Annotated in this window: 22 protein-coding genes; 5 read left to right on the top strand and 17 right to left on the bottom strand. The window is 65.4% G+C overall.

Annotation, left to right across the window (positions count from 1 at the left end):
* Positions 1 to 378: 378 nt before the first annotated feature.
* The 9 genes from VGF64_14800 to VGF64_14760 form a co-directional block, all read right to left on the bottom strand.
* Complete coding sequence (locus VGF64_14800; protein ID HEY1636031.1) at positions 379 to 1,458, bottom strand: hypothetical protein; 1,080 nt, start codon at positions 1,456 to 1,458, stop codon at positions 379 to 381.
* Between the two features lie 179 nt (positions 1,459 to 1,637).
* Entirely contained in the window at positions 1,638 to 2,306 is a 669-nt protein-coding gene (locus tag VGF64_14795) for an acetyltransferase (protein ID HEY1636030.1), read from the bottom strand.
* Positions 2,303 to 3,523, bottom strand: a complete 1,221-nt coding sequence (locus VGF64_14790) for an acyl-CoA reductase (protein HEY1636029.1) — start codon at positions 3,521 to 3,523, stop codon at positions 2,303 to 2,305. Before VGF64_14790 ends, VGF64_14795 begins: the two co-directional genes overlap by 4 nt.
* 32 nt (positions 3,524 to 3,555) lie before the next feature.
* The gene (locus VGF64_14785; protein HEY1636028.1) at positions 3,556 to 4,662 is read right to left on the bottom strand and encodes a hypothetical protein; all 1,107 of its coding nucleotides are present in this window, start codon (positions 4,660 to 4,662) and stop codon (positions 3,556 to 3,558) included.
* Positions 4,637 to 6,022 (bottom strand): AMP-binding protein, encoded by a 1,386-nt coding sequence (locus tag VGF64_14780; GenBank protein HEY1636027.1) that lies wholly within the window; start codon positions 6,020 to 6,022, stop codon positions 4,637 to 4,639. The genes VGF64_14785 and VGF64_14780 overlap by 26 nt, the downstream gene beginning before the upstream one ends.
* 4 nt (positions 6,023 to 6,026) lie before the next feature.
* Positions 6,027 to 6,746 carry an SDR family oxidoreductase gene (locus VGF64_14775; GenBank protein ID HEY1636026.1) on the bottom strand — a complete coding sequence of 240 codons (720 nt, stop codon included), beginning with the start codon at positions 6,744 to 6,746 and terminating at the stop codon, positions 6,027 to 6,029.
* Positions 6,747 to 6,762: 16 nt separating this feature from the next.
* Positions 6,763 to 7,176 (bottom strand): acyl carrier protein, encoded by a 414-nt coding sequence (locus tag VGF64_14770; protein HEY1636025.1) that lies wholly within the window; start codon positions 7,174 to 7,176, stop codon positions 6,763 to 6,765.
* Positions 7,177 to 7,407: 231 nt separating this feature from the next.
* On the bottom strand, positions 7,408 to 9,537 hold the full coding sequence (locus VGF64_14765; GenBank protein HEY1636024.1) for a LuxR C-terminal-related transcriptional regulator: 2,130 nt from the start codon (positions 9,535 to 9,537) through the stop codon (positions 7,408 to 7,410).
* A gap of 1,257 nt (positions 9,538 to 10,794) precedes the next feature.
* A complete protein-coding gene (locus VGF64_14760; protein HEY1636023.1) occupies positions 10,795 to 11,187 on the bottom strand; it encodes a PPOX class F420-dependent oxidoreductase in 393 nt (130 codons plus the stop codon).
* 252 nt (positions 11,188 to 11,439) lie between these two features.
* On the opposite strand from VGF64_14760, the gene VGF64_14755 reads away from it, so the two are divergent.
* Entirely contained in the window at positions 11,440 to 13,395 is a 1,956-nt protein-coding gene (locus tag VGF64_14755) for a CehA/McbA family metallohydrolase (protein HEY1636022.1), read from the top strand.
* 32 nt (positions 13,396 to 13,427) lie between these two features.
* Here VGF64_14755 and VGF64_14750 read toward each other — a convergent pair whose 3' ends face one another.
* Positions 13,428 to 14,444, bottom strand: coding sequence for a TetR/AcrR family transcriptional regulator (locus VGF64_14750; GenBank protein HEY1636021.1), 1,017 nt, complete (start codon positions 14,442 to 14,444; stop codon positions 13,428 to 13,430).
* On the opposite strand from VGF64_14750, the gene VGF64_14745 reads away from it, so the two are divergent.
* The 4 genes from VGF64_14745 (at position 14,418) to VGF64_14730 (ending at position 18,110) form a co-directional block, all read left to right on the top strand.
* A complete protein-coding gene (locus tag VGF64_14745) occupies positions 14,418 to 14,768 on the top strand; it encodes a hypothetical protein (protein ID HEY1636020.1) in 351 nt (116 codons plus the stop codon). The two genes, VGF64_14750 and VGF64_14745, sit on opposite strands and share 27 nt — an antisense overlap.
* Positions 14,769 to 14,872: 104 nt before the next feature.
* Positions 14,873 to 16,624, top strand: a complete 1,752-nt coding sequence (locus tag VGF64_14740; protein ID HEY1636019.1) for an ATP-binding cassette domain-containing protein — start codon at positions 14,873 to 14,875, stop codon at positions 16,622 to 16,624.
* A 22-nt stretch (positions 16,625 to 16,646) separates the two neighbouring features.
* Entirely contained in the window at positions 16,647 to 17,090 is a 444-nt protein-coding gene (locus VGF64_14735; GenBank protein ID HEY1636018.1) for a hypothetical protein, read from the top strand.
* Positions 17,091 to 17,495: 405 nt separating this feature from the next.
* Positions 17,496 to 18,110, top strand: a complete 615-nt coding sequence (locus tag VGF64_14730; GenBank protein ID HEY1636017.1) for an MOSC domain-containing protein — start codon at positions 17,496 to 17,498, stop codon at positions 18,108 to 18,110.
* A gap of 74 nt (positions 18,111 to 18,184) precedes the next feature.
* On the opposite strand, the gene VGF64_14725 is transcribed toward VGF64_14730, so the two are convergent.
* The 7 genes from VGF64_14725 to VGF64_14695 form a co-directional block, all read right to left on the bottom strand.
* Positions 18,185 to 18,748, bottom strand: a complete 564-nt coding sequence (locus VGF64_14725; GenBank protein HEY1636016.1) for a dihydrofolate reductase family protein — start codon at positions 18,746 to 18,748, stop codon at positions 18,185 to 18,187.
* Positions 18,749 to 18,820: 72 nt separating this feature from the next.
* Positions 18,821 to 19,735: an RNA polymerase subunit sigma-70 gene (locus VGF64_14720; GenBank protein ID HEY1636015.1), complete on the bottom strand. Its 915-nt coding sequence runs from the start codon at positions 19,733 to 19,735 to the stop codon at positions 18,821 to 18,823.
* Between the two features lie 84 nt (positions 19,736 to 19,819).
* Complete coding sequence (locus tag VGF64_14715) at positions 19,820 to 20,503, bottom strand: haloacid dehalogenase-like hydrolase (GenBank protein ID HEY1636014.1); 684 nt, start codon at positions 20,501 to 20,503, stop codon at positions 19,820 to 19,822.
* 176 nt (positions 20,504 to 20,679) lie between these two features.
* On the bottom strand, positions 20,680 to 21,978 hold the full coding sequence (locus tag VGF64_14710; protein HEY1636013.1) for an RNA polymerase sigma factor: 1,299 nt from the start codon (positions 21,976 to 21,978) through the stop codon (positions 20,680 to 20,682).
* 55 nt (positions 21,979 to 22,033) lie between these two features.
* Positions 22,034 to 22,375 carry a YciI family protein gene (locus tag VGF64_14705; GenBank protein HEY1636012.1) on the bottom strand — a complete coding sequence of 114 codons (342 nt, stop codon included), beginning with the start codon at positions 22,373 to 22,375 and terminating at the stop codon, positions 22,034 to 22,036.
* Positions 22,376 to 22,414: 39 nt separating this feature from the next.
* Positions 22,415 to 23,692: a DUF6596 domain-containing protein gene (locus VGF64_14700; GenBank protein ID HEY1636011.1), complete on the bottom strand. Its 1,278-nt coding sequence runs from the start codon at positions 23,690 to 23,692 to the stop codon at positions 22,415 to 22,417.
* Positions 23,689 to 24,051: a YciI family protein gene (locus VGF64_14695; protein HEY1636010.1), complete on the bottom strand. Its 363-nt coding sequence runs from the start codon at positions 24,049 to 24,051 to the stop codon at positions 23,689 to 23,691. The genes VGF64_14700 and VGF64_14695 overlap by 4 nt, the downstream gene beginning before the upstream one ends.
* Between the last annotated feature and the right edge of the window lie 136 nt (positions 24,052 to 24,187).

The raw sequence follows: 24,187 nt of genomic DNA, 5'->3' as shown, positions 1-24,187 counted from the left end.
TACTTTCGACGTTGGGATCATGCCCTTGCCAGCTGATGCAGACTCTTCGGGGAAGTGCGGCTACAAACTGCTCCAGTACTGCGCCGCCGGCGTCCCCTCAGTAGCGACAGCCATCGGAGTCAATCAGGAGATTCTCGAGGCGGTAGGCATGCCGACGCCCGTTACCGAGGGAGAGTGGATGGAGGCCGTTCTCGAGCTCTTGTCACTGCCGGGTGAGTCCCGGAGCAAGATGGGCGCCTACGCCCGCGTTGTTGCTGACGCAGAATACTCGTTCGCCGCATGGCGGTCCACGTGGGAGCGAACTGTGCTAGGACCTCTCGGACAGACGCCATGATGCTCGAAAGCGGCCACAGTGACGAACAGCTCCTCGACCACGGCTCATCCCTCTCCTGTGTAGTTGCCTATGTCCGTATAGTCCGCATGGACGTTGGACAGCGCGTCGCTGAACTGGTTGCCAATCAGGCACCATGACGACTCCGAGGCGTTGCTCGCCCCGCGGATCGCTGCTGGTCCTGTCGTCGGGCTGACGGAGTGGATGTAGTTGCCGGTGAATCTCGTGAACGCGTTGTCTCCGACCATCTGGACGCCGAACTTCTGCCAGAAGTCGATGGTATTGTGCATGATTTGAGTACGCGGGGTGCCGCTGATCCTCATGCCCAGGGACTGTACCGGTAGGTCGGTATGCGTGCGGATCACGCAGTTGGCGATCTTGATGTGGTCTGACGAAGTGATATCGACAGCGGGATAGGCCACTCCTCCGATGCTGACAGGACAAGTCAGGTAGCTGTTGTTCACCGTGCCCGTCACGGTGTTCGCCACGTTGAGAGGGCGATAGCAGTAATCGATCATGCTGTCGGCGACGTTGAAGTAGTCCCATTTCACGATCTTGATCCCATAACCGCAGCCAAGCATGGTGGCGTCGTTGACGAAGAGGCCCGCGTCGTAGCTGGTGCCAGTCCCCTCGCAGTCAACCGCCGCTGTGCAGTTCTTGAACTGGGAGCCCATGACGTGGGAGTTGACTGTCGCCACTATGTAGATGCCCGTGCAGGTCTCGAAGTAACAGTCTCGGATAGTGACCTCACGGGCGCCGGTGAGGGTCAGGCCGTTCTTCGAGCTGGGGAGCACGAAGGACACGTCGCTCAACGACACGTCGTAGGACTGGCTGTCGGATGGCGGCATCTTCCACAGGATGCCGTGACCCGCCCCTGTGAACACGCCACCGAGGACCGTCAGCCTCTTGCGGGCCGTGGTTTGCTGGAGGGCATAGTGGCCCGCGTTCATGCTGTCGATCGTCGCGCCTCGCAGGTCCAGTGTAAGGGCCTTGTCACCGATCTCGACTGCATCGAACCCGTAGGTCTGTCCGGGGGCAAGTACTACCAGCCCGCCGTCAGGAGCGTCACCCACTGCCGCTTGGATGCCCGCGCTCGAGGTGTCCGTGACGAAGGTTCGCCCGGTCACGGCCAGCGAGTCAGCGTACCCCTTTGTCGTCGGCCGGTACTCCGCCATCGCCAGCGAGGCACCAGCTGAGCCAATGGCGGCGGCCCCGGCCAGAGTGAACAGCTGGCGCCGGGAAGTGGGCCGGCGTCGGTCAACACGACTCTCCGGGGACGCGGCACTGTCCGAGTCGCCCATCTGATTCACGACCCGCGTGTGGCTCGAGGACCGGCGTACAGTGTCCGGCCCCTCGCAGGGTTCCCTGCGGCCAGGCTGTTCGACGCGATGTCACCGAAAGCGATCGCGCCCGCGGCGAGCTTCGACCACTCGCCTATGCGCTTTCCGACGGTCAACACCGAGCCTGTACCCAGGAACGCTCCCTCGCCGACCACGCTGTGGCCATTCAGGGTTGCGTACGGCGAGAGAACTGCGAAATTGCCCACCACCGCGTCATGGCCGACACCTGCGTAGATGTTGAGTGCCACATGAGCACCCACCTGGGCACCGGGGCCGACATAGGCGAACGGTGCCACAACGCACCCTGGCCCCAGCATGGCGCGAGCCGAAACGGAAGCGGTGGGGTGAATCACTGTCCACCACCGGGCGCTCGGATCGAATTGGCCTCGTAGCGCGTGGCGGATCTGCGGGTCACCCGCTGCGATGACGACACCGTCGTCTGGCCCAACGTCCGCGGTGCCGATCGTGCCTAGAACGGGGGCAGGCAGGTCCCGGGATGCAGCGCTCTCGTCGTCGTCGAGAAACCCCGCCAACCGAGGCCCGCCATGGAGGGACGCCGCCTCGACGATCTCCGCAACTTCGATACCGAATCCGCCCGCTCCGACGACCACGACGCGCGAAGGTGCGGTGCTCATGAGTTTGCTGGTGCGGCTCGGTGAACGTCGAGGACCTGGACTCGTCGGCTGAAGGCTTGTAGCAAGTCGTACCCATCCCAGTAGCGGCTGAATGTCATCGCTTGTCCGACCGGGACCAAGCGGTCGATCCCGCGCCCGTTGAGTGCCGCCACCAGCTCGACGAGGTCAGCTCGTTCAAACCCAAAGTGCGTCAGCGTTTGATCTTTCCGCGCCACGAAGTCGACGAGGTCCAGAAGCGTGTCGACTCGCACATCGAGGAAGAATCCTCCACCGGGGCTCGTGCGGCGCACCGCTGACAGGTCGCAGAGCTCCACCACGGTTGCTTCGTTGGAGAAATACCGAATGCTGGTCGCGGACCCTTCGGCGGCGAGGTTGAAGGCGAAGCCGAGCTTGGCGAGATGGGCGCTCAGTGGTGTCTCGTAGCCCCGCTCGTCACACGCCCTGACGACAGCTTGGTACACGCGATCTCGAGCAACGATGCACTGTTCCGCCTCACCACGCCAGATCACGAGCCGCGGTGACGAGCAGCCGAGTTGGTTGAACCAGTAAACGTCGTTGTACAGGGCGCGTCCGACCCAGTTGACATCCGAGTCTCCGAGTCTCGTGACCGTTGGGGCATCGAATGCGACGAGGGAGAACCGATCCGGAAAGGTCATCTCAACGGTTGCCGGGCTCAGTGGGAGCCTTCGGATCCGGGATACCGTCTCGTCGCCACCCCATACGACGCGGACGTCGGCAAGCTTCGATAGCGCCGCGGTCACATCATCATCGTGCCCGTAGCGCACAAAGGCAGCGGTGGGCCGTAGTGACGTGAACTCGTCGCTCTCCAGCACAGAACCGAGCACCTCGCAGATCACGTTCACCTGATCCGTGGCAGTCGACGGGAGGCGGACGACGTTCGTGTTCCCAACCAGCGCGGACAGGGCCCACGAGTAGATGAACACCGTGTCGACGTTACCGGGAGGAACGTGGAAGGCGAGCCCGCGGGGTACCAGCACGCTGAAGTCATCGGCCAGACGGTCCCACTCACGGTGTAGTTCGTTGATCCACGCAGGCCTGATCGAGAAGGCCAGCGCCTGCACCTCTGGGTAAGCCTTTGCCGCCGGATGAGCGCGTAGTCGCTTGGAGAATTCCCTTAGGAGGGAGCGAGTGACCTCGGAGAAGGGACCAGTTGGGGCGGCGCTGCGCAGGCGGCCGGCAAGGACCTCCACTTCCACCGGCTCTCCAGACGACACCACCTGATCGAGCATCAGGCCGCCGACAACATGGACGCGTACGTGTCGCTGCAGCCTCGCAAGTCCGCCTGGGGAACCCGACCCACGACTCGAAAGGCCTTGCCGAGATGGGCAGTCGCCGAAGAGTCGATCGCCTCCACGACGCCGAGATCTTCAGTAAGGACCGAGTGCCCGGGGTAGCTCGTCGGGAGTACTGACACAACCTGAAGCACCCCCTCTTCTCCGACGGGCTGCTCCTTCCACGTGCGAGGATGACGAACGATGACATCCCCAAAGGCTGGGGGATGAAGCAGTCCGTCGTCGCCTTCGATGAACACACCTCCCACCTGCTCGACCATGCCGTAGAAGTTGTAGACGTGTCTGATGCCGAACCCTTCGGCGAGAACTCGCCTGAACTCCCCGTTGTCCACGCGTTCCTCCTCGAGCTTTTTCCAGCCGCCACTGTGCACCAGGACAGCGTTGCTCAGGTCGAGAGGAGTTGCCGCCAGATCCTTGATCAGGTGCCGCCACACCATGAAGGTGAACCCGAAAATGAAGATCGCCTCACCTCGGTGTTTCGTAGCGAACTCTTCCAATCTGTCCGCGTCCGGGCGAAAGGCGCTGTCGAGTAGATAGGTGTGGTTTCGACCGAAGTTCATCAGGCCGACAATTCCGGCGCCGCGAGCACTGAACTGCTTGCGATCTCTGAGAATCGACGACGAGTCGATGATCAGCATCGGTCGCCGCTCGACGCCAAGGATGTGCCGCATCACCGACGCCAGCGCTCGCGTCTGACGTTGCGCTGTCGGACGATCGAGCAAGATTCGGCTCACCTCGGATCCGGTCGTGCCACTCGACGTCAGCGTCTTGAAGATCGCCGACTCGGGCACGCTTCCTAGCGACCGTTGTTTGAACATGGAGATTGGAATGAAGGGAACCGCGCCCAATCCAGAGCCGCTTTCCCAACCCGGGTAGGCGGCGCCAACCATGCGGCCATAATCAGGGCAGTTGCCTGCGTGGTGGCGCGTGAGGTCGTGAAGCGCCGGAGCGAGAGCAGCCTCCTTGTGATCTTGTCGAATGCCATATGTCGATCGCTCCAAGAAGCTGTCGCTCAGCTCAGAGACGGTCTCGTAGCTCGCCATAAGCCACCTTGCCATTGAGTCTCCGCGGGATCCTCTCCACACGCCGGAAATCGAAGGCCTTCGGGTTCGTGCCCAACTCACGAGCCAGTGCGCGACGGACGACCGAGAAGCGCTCCCCCTCTCCCCACTCGCAATAGAGGATGATCTGATCGCCGGCATCAACAACGGCGGTCGGGCCTTCCTCGACGAGCAAGTCCTCGACGTCGTCAAGGCTCACGCGTTCGCCGAAGAGCTTCGCGATCCGCTTTGTGCGCCCGACGATCCAGAGGCGGCCTGCCAGGTCAAGCCTCCCGAGGTCACCGGTTTCGAGAACGCCACATAGCTCATCGCCCTTGTTGAGGTCATCTCGTGTCTCCGCGTAGCCCAACATGATGTTGGGACCGCAGTAGATGACCTCGCCGGTACCGTCGTCGGCGGCGTTGCGGATCTCGAACTTGCCGTCACGTAGGGGAGTCCCAACGGAGCCCACGTACTCGGGGAGGTCATTGGGGTCGAGCACCGACATGCGAGCCGTGGCTTCGGTCTGACCGTACATCACGTACATCCGGCCACCGCGCGCCGTGATGCCGGCCTGGAATTCGAGGATGCGTTCGGGCGCCATGCGTCCGCCCGCCTGCGTGAGAGTGCACAGAGCTGGAAGCGGGCGTTCCAACAGCCCAACGCGCCGGTACAAGTCGTATGAGTAGGGCACTCCCGCCAGTGTTGTTACGCCATGTTCGGCCATGATCTCCCAGAACTCGGGCTGCAGCACGCTTGTCTCCGTGAGCACAACGGTCGCGCCAGCGGCGAGATGGCTGTTGAGCACGGAGAGGCCGTACGAGTAGTGAAGTGGCAGGTTGGCGATGGCCACGTCAGAATCGCTGATGGCGAGACACTCGCGGATCCCATGAGCATTGGCGAGCAATGCCTCGGAGCTCAGGCGAACGAGCTTAGGGCTGCCGGTGCTGCCCGAAGTGGGTAGGAGAACGGCAGTATCCGCGTTCAGATCATCCGTTCCCTGGCGCACCCACAGGCGACGGTCGATAGCACTCTCAGGTTCGAGCAGGTACGGGTCATGACTAGTGGGCGGTCGCACCAACAGATCTGGGCTATACGCAGCTTCGAGCCGAGCTCCATGGGTGTTGTACTGCTCTGGGTCTAGGAGCGCGACAGTGCAGCCCGCATCGAGCGCCGCCAAGTAGAGAAGGACGTCTTCGAAGCGAGCCCGTATTGGGAGAAAGAGCAGCTGGCCGGGGCGAATGCCGTTGTGGGCGAGCCTGGTCTTCTCCACCTCAGCGGCGAGTGCCCGGTAGGTCAACGATCGCCCTGAATCGGCGTCGAAGAGAGCTGTGCGGTCTCGGGCGGTCTCGTTCAGCACCATAACGTCAGATTGCCATCCCGCCATCGACGCCTAGCACCTGGCCAGTGACATAGGACGCGAGGTCACTGGCCAGGAACGCGGCGCAGGTTGCCACCTCGCGAGCAGTACCCGGTCTGTCCAGGGGGATCGACCTGAGACGGTCCTCGTGCACATTAGTAGGGAGGTGGCTGATCATCTTCGTGTCGATGTATCCGGGCGCAAGAGCGTTTACTCGGATGCCATGACGCGCCAACTCCTTAGCAGCAGACCGGACTACGCCGATGATGCCGGCCTTCGACGCCGCGTAGACGACCTGTCCCTCATTGCCCCGGACACCGATGATCGAGCTCATTGCGATGATTGAACCACTCTTGCCCCGTGTCATTAGGCGTGCTGCCGATTGAATGTGGCGGATGGCTCCGCACAGGTTGGTCTGGAGCGTGTCGTCGAGCATCTCCTCTGCGATCATGCCAATGCGGCCGTCACCGAGCACACCAGCGTTGGCCACCAGGACATCCAGTCGCCGGTGCATCGAGTGCACGTTCCGGTACAGCTCAGTCACCTCGCCTGGGCTACGAGCGTCGGCACCGATCGCTCTCACGGGTTGCTTGGATACGACCGACAGCTGCTCAGCTCGCTCGTGTAACCGCTCGTCGCTTTTCCGTCCGTTAAGCACTACCGTCGCCCCGCACTCTGCGAGCATTTGAGCAGTGGCCCACCCGATGCCATCTGTGGCCCCAGTCACAACAGCCACCTTCGACTCAAGAAGTGAAATCAACGCCCAACTTCTCTAGGATCTTCACAGCCATTTTGAGGTCCGACATGTTCAAGACATCGTCGGTGTCGAGCATGACGTCGAACTGCTCCTCGAGCTCGCCGACGAGGACCATGTGCGCAAGGGAGTCCCACGTTTCGACCTCGGCGAAGCGGATCGAGTACAGGTCGACGTCTGGCGGCAGGTCGAGGACTTCAAGGAATATCGACTTGGTTTTGTCGAGGTTCAAAGTGTCTCCGCTGATGATGAGTGACAACAACCGAGAGATCCTTGCGACCATGCCGGTGTCGCATTTCGCACCGGGTCGAGCCGAGGCGAGCGTCCGCTCGGCTGGCGGCGCTGCCTGGCCCGAGGGCTCGACATGCTCTACCTCCTCGATCGCGACGCTGGCCGCACCCACCGCTCGACCTAGGAAAGACTAGAACCGCAGCGGATAGGCAAACATCACCTGTGAGAGTGGATCGTATGTTCGGTCCGGGGTAGGATCAGACATTCAAGCCGAGCAAGCGACCTTTGGTCGAAATACCACATAGCGCCTGGCAGGTCTCGACTCACGTTTGCTCGTTGTCCTCGAGAATTGTCAGGCCCACTTCTCGGCCTCCTTGATCTAGACGAGAACTTCTCGATGCGATCACCGCTCGAGTAAGCCCATTCTTCGGCCTCGCTCTATCGCCTCAGCCCTCGAGCTCGCCCCAAGCTTCCTGTAGACCAACTTCAGATGGGACTTCACTGTGTTCGTGGATACAAGGAGATCTCGTGCGGTGTCAGAGACTGACCGGAAGGTGGTCAACTCCTGTAGGACCCGAAGTTCTGATGGAGTGAGTGCGGGACCGTGCCCGGTCTCAGCCCCTACCCTTCTCCGAAGTTCGTCGATCCACTCCACAAGAAGGCCAGCGTCTGGCAGCTTCCCAGCCGCAAGAGCCGCCTCTCGTTGCAAGGCTCTAGCTTTCTTGATCTCTTCGATCTCTACGGCCGACCAAGCCATGATGGTGGCCACGAGCGCCGCGATCCACGGGTAGGGTGCCAGCCCAGCGAGCATTTGCCCAACGAGATCAAGGTTGGTATGTGCTGAATCCACGTCGCCCCTGTGACTCTCCACCAGGGCGACCATCGCATAGACACAGGCAATTAAGCTCAGATTCGAGAGCTTGTGTTGCTCCACGACCCTTTGTGCGACGGTAGCCAGCTTCGCCGCCTCATCCCACTGGTCGCACTGAGCGGCGATGAGGGCCAGCAGTCCGAGGGATCCCACTCGGGCACTTGGCTCACCTTCGCGACCCAGCGCCGCCGCCTCCTCGAGCAACGTCCGCGCCCCAGAGATGTCACGTTCACTAAGGAGCCGACCAGCTCCCGCCAGGCATGCAGCGGTGGCCTCCAAGGCGCCTCCAACCGAACGCTCGAGCTGGTAGGCGGCCTCGGCGTCACCGTGCAGTGCGCCCACACCTCGTTGTCCGAGGAGGGCGCGAAGCGTGAGCAGGGCCGAGCCGAACGTGGCCGCACCTTCGAGCGACGGAGCCTGTGGATCACCCCGTTCTGCGGCCGCAAGTCTCGTAGCCGCCGTCTGGGAATGCCCCAGTGCTGCGGCGAACCAGGCCCCTGCCAGCGCCAACTGCGGGTATGCGAGGATCTGCTCCTCGTCAAAGGCGCTGAACCATCGCAGCACTGTCTCGGTCCGTCCACCCATCGCCCAGGTCCGGAAGTGGCGAGCCACAAGTTCCCCAGCCTGTTCTACGTCGCCTGCCGCCAGCCAATGCTCAAAGGCGTCCTCGGGCATACCCTTCGACCGATACCAGGCTGCTGCCTTTCGATGGAGCTCGGGGATGGCCTCCGGCGAGTCCCGTTCGAGCTGGGTCCGGAGCCACTCGGCGAAGAGCGAGTGGTATCGGTACCACTTCCCTCTCTCGTCGAGTCTGGTGAGGAAGACGTTTGACCGCTCGAGCTCTGCGAGGATCTCGCCCGAGCCACGATGGCCCATGACCGCGTTGCACGACTCAGTGCTCAGCCGCTCCAGCACCGAGGTTCGAAGAAGGAAGCGCTTGATCCGGAGCGGCAGACCGGCCAGTACCTCATGGGCTAGGTAGTCCGGGATGTGGCCCACGCCGCCGTGCAAGTCGGCCAGGGCAGCGGGATCGCCGCGATTCTGCAGATAGAGCATCGCCAGCTGGAGTCCGGCCGCCCACCCCTCGGTTCGGGCCAGGAGCATCCTCAACGCCGTCTCCTCGAGGTGGAGGCCGCCCTCGGCCAGCATGCTCTCGGCTTCCCCGTTCCGAAAGGCAAGGTCTGCAGAGCGCACCTCGACCAGGCGCCCATTGGTTGCCATCCTTCCGAGCGATACCGGAGGGTCGACCCTGCCTCCGAGCGCGATCTGTGAGCTTGGTGGGAGATGCTCCACCAAGAACTGCACGATCGACCACGAACTCTCTCCGGTCAGCACGTGGGTGTCGTCCAGAACAAAGAGGAATGGATCAGCTGCAGAAAGGTCGTTGGCCAGAGTGGGAAGGATGAGGTCGCTCATGGGCGGAGTCCTGGTGATCAACCATTCATCAATCTTCGGATCGAGCTCAGCCACCTGCCGCAGGGCCAGCACGACATAGGCCATCAGCGTCACGGTGTCGTTGTCGTGTTCGTCGAGCTGGAGCCAGGCGACAGGCCGGGGGTCGCGTGCGGCCCACTGGGCCAGGATGGTCGTCTTGCCGTAGCCCGCCGGGGCCGCGACGATAACGACGGAGGATTTTCTCTGCCTCTCCAGGATGTGGATCATCCTTGAGCGATCGATCACACCGTGCCCAAAGACGGGAGAACGGAGCTTGGAGAGTAGAGGCACACAGGGTCGATTGCTCTCGATCCTTCGCTCAGTCGCCCCGTGCACAATGGCCGAGTTCACGACGACCCCGTCGGACGTAGCCCCTCAGCCGTGTCGCGGAGTTCGTCTATCGCCTCGCCAATCGTCTTGGCAGTCCCGAAGATGGATTGTTCCCCTTGGCGAACCTCGTCGGCCCGTTCCGTAGCCCGATCAGCAGCGACTGCTGGGGGAGATCCAGTAGCAACAATGCGCGAACCAAACGAGGGAGGGGGCGTGAATGCGACAGGCCGTAGACCCGGCGGCCGACTCGTGGGCCACGGACACAGACGAACACGGCCACCTGGTGCTTGGGGCTGAATTGACATCGCTCCTGCTTCTCACTGGACGTTGTCCGTGAGGCCGGTTTCGCGACTGGCTCGTCCTCGAGGGCTCCCGCGACCACAACACCCCGAGGAGTCAACGCCTCCCCACAACAGCTACGGCGCGGACATTAGGCCAACAGCCGTAGGAAGTCAACGTGGCCCTGCGCGAAATGAGGCGCTCCGCCATGGCGACGCCAAGACAACCCAGGACTGGGGCCCGCTGGCAGCCATCCTCGACCTATTGGTCGCCGCTTTGAGTGTTCCCCGAACCGCCTGAGTCGCTCAGTTCTCTCGATTCTTCGCCCCGAAGAAGCGGGCCAGCAGGCACGGCCGCGTGGATACCGGCGGGCGAGATGGCTAGAGAGTGCTCACCGCGCCTTCGAACGATGCTGATGAAGGCTCCCTCAACTCGACCGTGCACGACGGCACCAGACACGAGAAAGGCCTTCAGCTCCTCCGGCTGAGGCGGCACCTCAACTAGAACCAACGACAAGGGGCCACCGGGAGTGGCAGCAACGGCTTCGACCGTCAGCCTTCGACGGGCGGCAAGACAGCCCGGTCCGAGATCCCGACGGTTACATCATCGAGGTCGGGCAAACCACGGACCCACAAGGAGACTGGCGGCCCGCCGGCTGGCCATCGATCAACCCCGGAGGGCAATCCGACTGAGCCCCGTCTCCTCGGTGTCACGAGACGGCCATCGCACCTGACACGGACGGCAGCGCCGAACTCACGATGACCGGCGTCGTCTGTGTGCCGTACTTCCCCCTCGGGTCCGCATTCCCCGGCTTGGACTAGCGTTCTGGATCGTTGATCTGGTTCTCGTGCCTGGTCCCGATACCGCGGGCAGGTCTCACCCTCCCATGTTCACGGCGTTGACCCGCGTAGTCTGAACAGCCACGCGACATCTTGACTCCCCCGGTCCGTCGTGCCCGCGCAGGTCCGCGCCGTATTTGGAACCGACCCTGTCGGCGAGGCTGTAGTCGGGATCCGCCTCGACGACGGCGTCGCCTCGCAGCTCTAGATAGCGATACGGGTTGGCCAGGTCGAGGATGAAGAGATTGCAAGCCGGGTTTCGCAACAGGTTCTTCGTCTTCTGCCGGCTGGAGTTCAACGACAGACGGACCGTGTCCCTATCAGCGAGGAACCACACCTCGGACAACTGCGGTCGCCCGTCCGGGCCGACGGTGCCGAGGGTGGCCACCTGGCTGTCCAGCAGATCTCGGTGAGAATCGGGAATGTTCACACCCGCTTCTTACTCCAAAACGCGCGCGGTCGCAGGGGCAGGACGCCGGCGGCTGACCTGGAGGCAACGTTGGAGCCACCACCATGGCGATCCGCCATCCTCGGGGAGGCCGATCTGCGCGATGGCTTCGCTTTGCTTGCGAGACCATTTGCTGATCCAAAGGGTTGAGCGCTCCCTTCGCCGGATCCTTAAGCTCACGCGATGTGCTGCGACCTGCCCGAAGCCGCTCTCGTCCCACCTCGGGTGGCAGAGATGTTGGCCGAGTACCGACGGCTCCAGGCAGCGACGCCTGTCGACTGGGGTGGAGAGAACCCGGCTTTGCCGGGCGAGGACTACGGCCGGTACCTGAACCTGCGCCGGCTGTGGTCGACGGCTGCCGAGACCGGGAATTGGCCCGAGGCGGTACGCCGATGCCTGCCCGAGGCGCTTCCATGTGGCCTCGTCGTGGCCACCGTGGAGGCCACGGGGCTGACGATCGCCGCTGGTCCGCCGCCGTGGGTGCTCCCCGACACGACGACCGAGGTCGGGGTGCTTCTCGATTCTCGTGTCGAGGAGGAAGCCGAGATGATCGTCGGGGAGGCCACCCACAAGGTGGCGCCAGGGGCTGTCGCACTGGTAATGGTCGCCGTCACCCACGATCGGCCGGAGTGCGTCATCGGCCATGACACGGTGCCCCTGGCCGCCCCGGCAGAGGCCGCCCGCCTCCGTCTCCGCTCAGGGTCGGTGTCCCGCTGGTCGGTCACCGACGACCGGGGTGAGGGCTGGTTCCCCGGTGACCGGCTGCGGAAGTGGGACTTCCACCGCCGTCCGTTCTTCCACGGCAACGATGTCGCCCTCGAGGTGCCCGCCACCGCCCTCCGCGTTTCCTGCACTCGGGGGATGGAATTCGACCAGGCCACGACAACCGTCACCTGCGAGTCGGGAGAAGAGGCGCTGGTCGAGCTCCATCCGACGCGCATCTACGACGCCGCCGCCCGGGGCTGGTACGGCGGAGACCTCCACGTGCACATGAACTATTCAGGGGACTTGGTATGCGGACCACACGACGCGGCGCTCATGCAGCGCGGCGAGGGGCTGCATCTGATGAACCTGGTGGCGGGCAACCTGCTCGGCGCCCGCATCTACGACCGAGAGGCCTTCGAGCACTTCGCCGGCCAGGACCTACCTTGGACGATCGAGGGCCAGGTCGCCCGCTGGGGGGTTGAGTTCCGAAACGACATGCTCGGCCACTTCCATGCCCTCTCACCAAGCGGTCCGCCGATCCGCTACCAGACCGGCCACCACGGCTCCGAGCACCCCGAGGACTGGCCCCCCAACGCCAGCGCCTGTGAGGAGTTCCGCCACCTGGGGGCCACCGTCGGCTACACGCACCCGGTCTTCTCACCATTGGCGGACGGGACGCCAGCGGGGGCCTTCGCCAACCCCCGCTCGGTGGAGGCACGGGAGCTGGTGGCCGACGCCGCTCTGGGCCTGGTCGACTCGGTCGATCTCCTCGGCCCCAACGACGCGGCCGGCACCGCCGTGCTCTACCACCATCTGCTCAACTGCGGCCTGCGCCTCGCCGCCACCGTCGGTACGGACGTGTTCCTGTCCCACTCAAGGGCTGCGAACTTCTCCAACCCCCCTGGATGGGCCCGAGCCTATGCCGACCTGAGTGGCGAGCACCTCTCGGTGGATGCTTGGCAATCGGCCGTGCAAGGGGGTCGGACCTTCGCCACCAACGGGCCGTGGCTGGAACTCGACGTGGGCGGACACGGACCGGGCGACGTCGTGGCTGTCGAGGCGGGTACGACCTTGCCAGTCTCCGCTCGGGTCCAGGGTCCGGGGGTCGAGGTGCTCGAGGTGCTCGGCCCCGGCGGCGTGGCGGCGGAAACTAGTGGCGGCGATCTCGTGAGCGAGCTGACGGTTTCGAAGTCGCTCTGGATCGCTGCCCAGGCCCGCGGTCCTCGCCATCCCGCTGTTCTCGGGCCCTCGGTGTTCGCCCACACCAGCCCGGTCTACGTGGAGGTCGATGGGGCTTCCGTCGCCCGAGCCGAGAGCGCCGGCTGGTGCCTCGACTGGCTCGATCGCGTCGAAGGACTCGCTCGCGCCCACGGTCATTTCACGAGCGAGGCGCAACTGGATGACCTCCTTGCCGTTCTGAGAGATGCCCGCGATTTCTACCAGCGAATCGCGGCACTTCCTGGTGGTCCGGAGCGGCGCCCTTGACGTTCAGGACCCTTGGGCCACCGTTGCGACGGTCAAGAACCAACGGCTGCTGTACGGCGGGATCCTTTTCCTGGCCTCCCTCGCTGCTCTTGAGTTGCCGCCGTTCGTTGCGGTGAGGCCGCTGCTGTCGTTGTGACTCCGAGCCGTCGGCGGACGATGACCCTGGCCATGTCGAGCGCCGCTGGGTCTCCACGGAGGACGAAGTTGGTGTTGGCGGCGAGGATGACGCCGCTGAGCTCGAACGTCAGCGCGTCGGGGTCCTCGTCGGCGGGAAGTTCGTGGTGTTCGACGGCGGTGACGATGAACTGGCGGATCAGCGAGGTGAATCCACTCTGAAAATCGGCGATCTGTTCCTTCACGGGTCCCGGACGCGTGCCCATCTCCAGGGCAGCCCCGGCGAAGAAGCAGCCCCCGGGCAAGGTGCGCCGCACGAGATGGTCGAAGAACCCGTCGCAGATTGCGACGAGCTGGCCGATCCCGGGAGCGGCGGCGAGCGCCGGTTCGATGACCTCGGCGTCGAAGATCCGCCTCGCTTCGTCCACGGTGGCGAGCTGGAGCTCCTGCTTCGAGCCGAAGTGAGCGTAGATACCGCTCTTGCTCATGTCGAGGGCGTCGGCGAGGTTGCCGATCGAGAGCCCTTCCAGGCCGTCGAGGGTCGCGAGCGAGACGGCTTCGCGGACGATTGCTTCGCGGGTGCGTTCTCCGTCCGCCCGAGGCTTCCGGGATTGATGCATGTTGACAAGATAGCACGAACGGTCGTACATTGCTAGTAGCACGACCGATCGTGCTTTTTTGCTAGAGGTCCGGAAGGAGCAGCCCTCATGCACGCCGTTCATCACTCCCCCAGCCCGGTCCCCGCCGAAGGGGTCATCGAGGAGGAGGCGCTCCCCAGTGACCCTTCCCCTAGCGAGAGCCGTCACCTGTTGACAATCAAGGTGGCTGCCAAGACCGTGTTGCGTCCCCAGCGAGTGCTCCAGGCCGCCCGCGACTTTTCGGACCGGCGTGCTGGCGTGTGGCCGAACGTGACAGCAAGGCACCTCGAGGTCCACGAGCGGGGTGAGAACTTCGCCGAGGTAGACGAGGGCACCTGGGTCGTCGGCCTGTTCTGGGAGCGGAACCGCTACGAGTGGTCGCAACCGGGATCGGTCAAGGCAACAGTGATCGACTCCAACATTTTTCAGCCTGGCAGCACATGGGAGCTCCGGGCCACCCCCCGCGACGGCGGAAGCGAGGTGGAAATGATCCTGAACCGCGGCTTCCGCAGCGGTCCGAAGGGCAGGATCGCAAGCGCCGTACACCACACAGTCGGCAAATTGCTGTGGGGCTGGTTTCTCAGGAGGGCCCTCGCGGCTGTCGAGAAGCAGACTGCCTAGGCCTCTCCGCCCTCGGCCGAAAGCCATCGGCGGAAGTCAACGATCAACTCGCGCGTTCGATGGTCGCGACCAATCACGAGCCGCTGACCACCGGAGGAGGAACGATGACCGTACTTTACGAGAAGGACGACACTGCAACGTTCGACAGAACGACCGAAGCCACTGTGACCCCCGTCGCCGCCGTCTCGCCCCAGGGCTTCTGCGTCGAAGTCAACGAGGTGTCCCGGCGCGTTCATGTCCGCGGCCGGGGCGAGGTCACCCTGCTGGACGCCGTGTCGTTCTCCGTCGCGGCTGGTGAGCTCGTGGCCATCGTCGGCCTCAGCGGTGCGGGCAAGACGACACTGCTGGACGCGATGGCCGGCGTCGCCCCGACCTCCGCGGGATCGGTGCGCTTCGATGGCATCGACCTGCAGGTCAACCTGGGGAAATTCCGCGGCGTGATCGGCTACGTGCCCCAGGACGACATCATCCACGCCGACCTACCCCTGCAACGCACGCTCCGTTACGCAGCGCGGCTCCGGCTCCCCTCGTCCATCACCTCGGCCGAGGTCGACCACGCGGTGCGTGCCGCGATCGACACCGTAGGCCTGACCGAACACGCCCACGTCCGTGTCGGCTCCTTGAGCGGTGGGCAGCGAAAGCGAGCCAGCATTGCCGTCGAGCTGCTTACCGAGCCGCGCGCGTTCTTCCTGGATGAGCCGACGTCTGGCCTCGACCCAGCCACCAGCGCGGAGCTGAGCGCCCACCTGCGGGAGCTTGCCGACCGGTCGGCCACCGTCGTGTTCACGACCCACTCGGCCGAAGACCTCGCCCTATGCGATCGCATCGTGTTCATGGCACCGGGTGGACGAGTCGCCTTCGTCGGCACCGTCGACGAAGCGCTCGAGCAGTTCGGCGTTAGCTCGGTCCCAGAGCTCTACCGTCGCCTGGCCAAAGTGGACACCACCACCTACGCCGCGGGCACGGCAGGCGCCGTGCCGATACCCGCCGCCGGCACCCACGACGTGAAAAGGCGTCCTGTGGCGAGCGGGCTCACGCAATGGGGTGTCCTTACACGCCGGGCGCTCGAGACATTCGTGCGCAACCCCTTGACGCTCGCGATCCTTGTGGCGTCACCGGCGCTGGTCGTCGGCATGTTCGCCATCCTCTTCCGACCCGGCGCGTTCGACTTCCAGGACCCGAGCCCGAGCTCGATGGTGATGATCGGCTTCTGGATCGTCTTTGCCGCCTTCTTCTTCGGGCTCACCTACGGATTGCTCCAGATTTGCACCGAGCGCGCGATCCTGCGCCGCGAACGCCTCGTCGGCCTTCGACTGGGCGCGTACGTGGCGTCAAAGGTGACAGTCCTTGTGCCGTTCCTCCTCGTCGTGGTTGTGGCAATGCTGGCTGTGCTTCGTCTGCTGGACCGCCTGCCCAGTCGCCCCCTGGCAACATACGCCTCGATGGCGGTCGGCCTCTTGTTGTGCGCCTTGGCGGCTCTTGGCCTCGGTCTGCTCACCTCGGCCCTGGTCAGAAACGTGGCGCAAGCGACGCTTGCCCTGCCGATGTTGTGCTTTCCCGCCGTGTTGTTCGCAGGCGCGATCCTCCCGGTCAACCTCATGGCGAGGGCCGGCGCGGTTCTCAGCATGATGATGCCGTCGCGCTGGGCCTTCGAGGCAGTCGGTCATGACCTCGGGGCGCGGCAGATCCTCGGTCATGGCGGCTCAACACTCGGGCCTCCGCTCCTGGCGTCCTTCGGCGACGCCGGCACAGCATCCACCGGCACCTACTGGCTGATTCTCGCTGCGTTCGCGGTCCTGTTCCTGGTCGCCACCTGGGGTGTCCTCGTACGCAACACATCGACCTCGATGCGCTGAACACCCCGCAGGTGCACTACTGGTGGGACGAAGCTACAACGAATCCAAGACGCCGTTCGCTGGGAAGAGCGGGGACGAGATCCGGCACTTCTGGGACGACGTGATGGTGGCCGACCGCCCTCGGCGGGGGATCAGCCGCCTCATCCCAAACAGGGTCAACTTTCTCGATCATCTGGTCCACAACCAGGACATGCGCCGTCCGACCGGCCATTCGCGCCAGGTCCCCGAGGAGAGGCTGCGCCGTGCCCTGGAGCTCGTCCGCACCGAGGGCACGCCGATGTTCAGCCCAAAGAAGAATGTGGCTGGCCTCAAGCTTGTGGCCACCGACATCGACTGGTCTGGCGGCGACGGGCCAGGCATAGAGGGGGCAGCGGAGGCTCTTGTCCTCGCCGCATCAGGGCGTATGGCGGCACTGGCCGACCTGAGCGGGGAAGGAGTGAAGACCTTGAGCGGCCGTCTGGCCTGAAGTCGCGCCGTTTGCTCGACCCCAGCTGCCATGGGAACGCTCGGATATCCCGAAATCCCGCCGAGGGAACCTTGCCGGGCTCCCCAACAGGCGGGAACATGGGTTCCGTCGTGATCAGCGAGGAGGTGGCCGATGAGTGAGCCTGTAGGTGCGGTCGCTGCCCTCTGGAGGTTCCCCGTCAAGTCCATGCTGGGCGAACAGGTTGCCACAGCCGACTTGACGTTGAGCGGCGTGGTCGGTGACCGTGCATACGCGCTCATCGATTCCAAAACGGGCAAAGTGGTCAGTGCCAAGAACCCAAAGTTGTGGCCGGACATGTTCGCCTGTCACGCCGTTTTCGTCGAGCCACCCCGGCGAGGTGAGGATACGCCCCCTGTTCGAATCACATTCCCCGATGCGACATGGGTGACGAGTGATGAGCCAGACGTCGGAGCTCGCCTCTCGCGGTTCTTCGGGCGCGAGGTCAGGCTCGCCCAGGCTGCTCCTGAGGACTTCACGATTGATCAGTACCACCCTGACGTCGAGGAGCTGGACCCGGAGGGACATCGCGACACCGTCGCCGAGTCGAAGCTCGGGTCGGCGTTCTTCGCTGAAGCCGGACTCCCTTCTGCCGTCCCGGTCGGCTCGTTCTTCGACCTCTTCCCTGTCTCTCTCCTGACGAGCTCCACACTCGACCGGCTGAACGGTCTGCGTTCCGAGAGCCGGTTCGACGCGCGCCGGTTCCGCATGAACGTCATTGTGGCCACCGAGAAGGAGGGATTCCTCGAGAACGAGTGGTTCGGTCGGGAGCTGTCGATCGGTGGCGATGTGCGGCTCAGGGCCTCGATCCCTGACCCCCGGTGCGTGATGACCACACTGGCACAGGATGACCTTCCGAAGGACGCCGAGGTTCTCCGCACGCTCGTCCAGAACAACAGACTCGAGGTCCCCGGCGCTGGGCGCTATCCGTGTGCCGGGGTCTACGCGGTCGCGGAGTCCGCTGGCACGATGCAAGAAGGTGACGCAGTTTCGCTCGTCTGACTCCTACTGCTTGACTTGTGAAAGGGAGTGAGCGCAGCAGAGGCGGCATTGTCCGGGATAGGCGCGAAGCGAAGTCACACTGGCGAGGCCGCCCGCTGGTAACGGGCGAGCACGGCGGTGCTCGATACCTCGATCGACGTGAGCTGCAGGTCCACGGGCGCAACGAAGAGCTTCTCCCCCGCGCCAAGCGCGGTCGGGAACACGAGCAAGCGATATTCGTCGACGGCGTCGGCGGCCGCCAGCGCGTGCACCACACTCATGCTACCGACGACGACCACGTCCCGATCGCGCCTCAAGCTGCTCACGCCCTCGACGAGCTCGCCCTCGAGCGGTGACGTGTTGCTCCAGGCATCGAAGATTGGCGCCGAGCGCGAGACGACGACTTTCTGGATGCGGTTCATGGCGTTGGCGAACTCGCCGGTGCGGTTCGGCCAGATGCGGGAGAAAAGCTCCCACGTCGAGCGCCCGACCAGAAGCACGCCAGTGTCAAAGATCGGGCCGAGCTTGAACTTGTCGCCGGCCACCGCGTCGGGACCGAAGCGGAACGCCCAGCCGCCTCCGGGCGTGCCACCCGAGCCGTCTGGGTCCTCGACGATGCCGTCCAGCGTGACGAACTCGATGACGATGACCTTGCCCATAGCGGTTCCTCCCGGTCGCGGCCCCAGCCGGAGCGCTGGTCCACCACTACATACCGGCGACACCCCGCCAGCTCATCGGTCGAGGGAGAAGAGATCGAACACCGCCTCGTCCTGGTAGACAGTGGTGCGGGTCACCCGCCCTTCAGCCACCGTCAGGATCTGGACGCTGTGGAGCACCCCGGCCGCGTATGCGGCGAAACCGGCCTCGCCGTTCGCCCACAGAGGCACGGTCCTCCAGGCGGCACCCCTTAGGCGGAACACCCGCCGCATGAATCCGCGGTAGGGCTCGATGCCGGCGTACCAGTTCCACATCGGTGGCATCTCGAGCACCACGTTGTCGGCCAGCAGCGCGGTGAGGCCGGCGACGTCAGTCCGCTCGAACGCGGCGACGTAGCGGTCGACGACGGCCCGTTGCTTGGCCGCAGGCTCGGCCTGCGCATCTGGGTCGACGCCGGCATGGGCCAGGCCGGCCCGGGCCCGCTGTAGAGCGCTGTTGACGCTCGCAGTCGTAGTGCTGAGCAGTTCGGCGACCTCGGCAGCGGGCACTTCGAACACCTCGCGGAGGATGAGCGCGGCCCGCTGGCGTGGCGGGAGCAACTGCAAGGCAGCCACGAACGCGAGCCGGAGCCGGCTTCGTTCGACCGCAGACGCCGCTGGATCGGCGGGGATCGGCTCGAGCCACGGTACTTCGACGCCAGGAACGAACGCAGCCTCGGGGTCTTCGAACAGTGCGCCCACCGCCGACGGCAACGGGCGCCGCGCCCGGCTCGCGAGCGCGTTCAGGCAGGCGTTCGTCGCGATCCTGTAGAGCCACGTGCGGACCGATGCCCGTTCGGGATCGTACCGGTCGTAGGCCCGCCAGGCCCGCAACATGGTCTCCTGCACAAGGTCATCGGCGTCGTGCACAGATCCCAACATCCGGTAGCAGTGGACCCGGAGCTCATGGCGGTGCGGTTCGGTCACTGCGTCGAATTCGTCCGTGGGCATCCGTCAATCAGATCAGAACAGCCGAACTACCCGGCGTCGTCCAAGATCCCCGAACTCACCGAGCGCTCAGAACCCCTCTGCCTGTCATCCCAAGATGATGTCGAGCACGGCGTCGGTATCCGATATCTCCTCCATGAAGGCGTCGGCCTCCTCGGCGGCCCCGTCCGGAAGGCCCCATCCAGTTCCCACGAGCAGGCAGTGAGCGCCGCTCTTCTTCGCGCAAGCGAGGTCGTTCTCGCTGTCGCCGATGACCCACACCTCCCCACGGTGGTAGATCCGGTTGCGGAGCTTGGCAAGCCGTTCGAGAGCAACCGGCACCAACTCGTGACGCTGACGGGCGTCTTCCCCGTAGGCTCCTACCTCCAGGTCCAGCCACGGATCGAGTCCCAGGACGCTGACCTTTAGGATGGCGTTGGCCCGCAAGTTGCCCGTCAGCAGCGTTTCGCGTACTCCCCGCTCCTTATCAAGGGCGGCCAGAGCATCGGTGACCCCAGGGAGAACCCAACCGCGCTCGGCGATGTCCTCCCTGGCCGCCTCGAGCTCTTCCACACAGGCGGCGAGCACCGGTTGCAGATGGACCTCCGGGTCAGCCTTCATTGATTCCAGGTAGGCGAGGGCAATGTCCGAGTCGAGCATGCCCGCGAAGCGCACCGTCTCAGCAGGGGCTACGCCCACCACCCGTTCGAGCGCCCGGTGCATGGCTGCGACGCCGATTCCTGGCGTCCTCAGCAATGTCCCGTCCACGTCCCAGAGCACCAAGCGGCCCACAAGGGCACAGTAACCGAGCCGCGGGACCCACCGCTGGAGCGTCAGTTGCCGCACCGAGCCGGCGTTCGGTGGCGCCCAAGGTGGATGTCGACCTAAGCGGCACCGAGGTCGAGCGCGGATCATGTCCGCTCGGCGTTCCGTTCCCTGTGCCTCCTGGAGATCGGCGGTGGCGCCGGTCATCCCTCGCCGGGACCGGCGGCGTTGGTGGACCGGCTGGCCCGAGCGCGCTCGGACAGGAGGGTGCGCTCCTGTCCGTTGGTCGCTAATGCTGCCGCTCGCTCGAACTCTGCTGCCGCCTCATCGTGGCGGCCCAACCGGTCGAGCAGATCGCCCCGCACGCTGTAGAGCAGGTGGTAGCGCTCGAGCGTGGCGGTGCCGACGAGGACGTCCACCAGGGCCAGGGCTTCGGCCGGCCCCGAGGCCCGCGATACCGCGACGGCGCGGTTGAGCTCGACGATCGGCGACGGTGTGGCGCGGGCGAGCGCGGTGTAGAGAGCGACGAGCTCGTCCCAGTCGGTCTCCTCGGGCCGGAAGGAGCGGGCGTGGCAGGCGGCGATGGCGGCCTGCAGGGTGTAGGGGCCCCGGGTATTGGCGAGCTCGTCAGCCCGGGCCAGCGCTGTCTCGCCGCGCCCGATGTGGAGCCGGTCCCACGTGCGGCGGTCCTGGTCGAGCAGCAGAACGGGCGCGCCGGTGGGGCCGGTGCGGGCGCGCAGGCGGGAGGACTGGATCTCCATGAGGGCGACGAGGCCGTGCACCTCGGGCTCGTCGGGCACGAGCGCGGCGAGCACGCGGCCGAGGCGAAGCGCCTCGCTGCAAAGCTCGGGCCGCACCCAGTCCTCGCCCGTGGTGGCCGAGTAGCCCTCGTTGAAGACGAGGTAGATGACTTCGAGCACGGCGCCCAGGCGCGACAAGCGATCCTCACCGACCGGGACCTCGAACGGGACGCCAGCTCGGGCGATGGCCTTCTTGGCCCGCACGATGCGCTGGGCGACTGTTGCCTCGGGGACGACGTAGGCCCGGGCGATCTCGGGCACCGTGAGCCCACCCACGAGGCGCAAGGTCAACGCTACCCGGACGGGCAGCGCCAGGACGGGGTGGCAGGCGACGAAGATCAGCCGGACGCGGTCGTCGTCGATCTCCTCGCTCGACACCGCGTCGAGCGTCGCGTCGTCCCCGTCGCCGAGGGCCGAATGGGCCTGCAGCTCGCGTCCGATCTGGGCGTACTTGGTCGCCAACGTACGCTGTCGGCGGAAGGCGTCGATCGCTTTGCGCTTCCCCACGGCGGTGAGCCATGCACCAGGGTTGTGCGGGGTCCCGTCGCGAGGCCACTGGAGCAGCGCGTCCGCGAGCGCGTCCTGAGCAAGGTCCTCGGCAAGAGCGATGTCGCCGGTGAAGCTGGCCAGCACCGCGACCACCTTTGGGAACTCGACCCGGTAGGCGGCCTCGATCGTGGCGGTTGAATCGGTATCCGGCACGCCACCGATTCAACCACCACGTCGTGCCTTCGGCAGGAGAGGGGGCGCCGCTGCGTCAGCCCGAGACGGGGCGGACGCGCACCTCGCCCTCGCCAAGGACGCCGAGGAACCGCTTGGACCACTCGACGGCTTCGGGCAGGTCCCGGCACTCCAGGAGCGCCCAGCCACCCACCAGCTCCTTGGCCTCGGCGAAAGGCCCGTCGACGACGGTGTACTCGCCACTCTTCAGACTGATCCGGGCGCCCTCGGATGTGGGGGCGATTCCACCGGTGGCGACGATGATGCCGGCCTTGGTCGCCTCCTCGACGAACCGCCCCATCTTCTCGTACAGATCGGGGGACGGGGCCTCGGTCGGGGCCTCTGCCTCGTTGGCAAGGGTGTATCCCAGGAATCGCATGGTCTGCTCCATTTCTCCTCTGCGTGGGCAGCTCTTGCCTCACTCTGGCAGAGCGTCGAGCGGGTTCCGGTCGGATCGACACCTCGACGGAGAAAATCCGGGGGAGTTCAGCCGCTCCGCCTGGGCCTCCAGATATCGCCGCTCGGGGAGGCTTGTGCTCGACCGGGCGGCGTCGAGGAAGCTCGACCGCGCCGCATCGTGTTCGCCAGCGAGGTCGAACAGGTGGGCGCGGACGGCGGTGACGCGGTAGTGGGCGGCCAGGCGCTCGTCCTTGTCCAGGGTCGCGAGCAGGTCGAGCCCGGCCTCCGGCCCGTCGACCATGGCGACGGCGACGGCCCGGTTCAGCCGCACGACGGGGCTGGGCGAGAGCCGCTCGAGCACCTCGTAGAGCGCGGTGATCTGAGCCCAGTCGGTGTCCATGGCCTCGGGCGCCTCGGCGTGCACGGCGGCGATCGCCGCCTGCAGCTGGTACGGCCCGAGCGGCGAACCTTTCAGGGCCACAGTCACAAGCTCGATGCCCTCCTCGATGAGCCCGAGGTCCCACCGCGAGCGGTCTTGCTTGGCCAGCGGGACGAGTGTGCCGTCGGGCCCGGTGCGCGCCCGGCGCCGGCTGTCGTTCAGCAACATGAGCGCGAGTAGGCCGGCCACCTCGCCGTCGTCAGGGCGGAGGTCGTGAACGAGACGAGTGAGTCGGATCGCTTCTGCGGTGAGCTCGACACGAGTCACCTCGGTGCCCGATGTGGCGGCGTAGCCCTCGTTGAACACCAGGTAGAGGACGTGGAGGACAACGGCGAGCCGCGCCTGGGCATCAGAAGGCGGCGGGGGCTCGAAGCGGGCGCCGGCGCGTTGGACGCGCTGCTTGGCGCGGCTGATCCGTTGCGCCATCGTGGGCTCCGGGACGAGGAAGGCCCGGGCGATCTCAGCCGTGGTGAGGCCGCCCACGGCCCGCAGGGTCAGGGCGGTCTGCGACGCAGGAGTGAGCTCTGGGTGGCAGCACATCAGGAGCAGGGTCAGCGTGTCGTCTTCGTCGGCGACCTCGACGTCGCCCCGTGGGACCGAGAAGGCGAAGGCGTCCTCCCGGCGCCGGCGCGACTCGTTGCTACGGAGCTGATCGGTGAGCCGGCGCGACGCCACGGTGATGAGCCAACCGGCAGGGTCGTCGGGGATGCCGCGCTCCGGCCACTGCAGGTTGGCAGCAAGGAGCGCCTCTTGGACGGCGTCCTCGCAGGCGTCGAAGCGTCCGTGACGGCGGATCAGCGCGGCGAGGGCCCGCGGCGCGGCCTCCCGGAGCAGGCCCTCGACGGGAGCAGAGCTCACATCTCGACCCCATTCGGGCTCAGGATCGGCCGGACCTCCATGCCCCACAGCCTGGCCTCGGGCCACCTCGTGGCGATCTCCACGGCCCGTTGCATGGTCTCGCAGTCGACGATGCAGTAACCGACCATCTGCTCCTTCGCCTCGGCGAAGGGCCCGTCGGTGATGGCGGCGAGGCCGTCGCGGACCCGGACCGAGCGGGCAGTCGATGGGTCGGCGAGCGCCTCGCCGCCGATCCACTCGCCGGTCTCCACCAGCTCGTCCATGATCGTTCCCGCCTCTCCCATCAGTGCTTCCATCTCCGGCTGCGGCAGCGCCTGGCGAGCTGCGGGGTTCTGGTAGATCAGCAGTAGGTACTTCATGAGGCCGTTCCTCCTCGGGTCGGGCGGCGGTGGCGCCGTGTGCCTCAAGGTCGGTGCCGGCCGCTCCGCCTCGACATCACTCTTCCACAAGCTCTTCACACAAGCATGTCGAGATCCCGTGGATGGCTTCGACGTC

Source organism: Acidimicrobiales bacterium (genome assembly GCA_036491125.1).
Classification (GTDB): Bacteria; Actinomycetota; Acidimicrobiia; order Acidimicrobiales; family AC-9; genus AC-9.
This window is presented reverse-complemented; position numbering and strand designations above follow the sequence as displayed.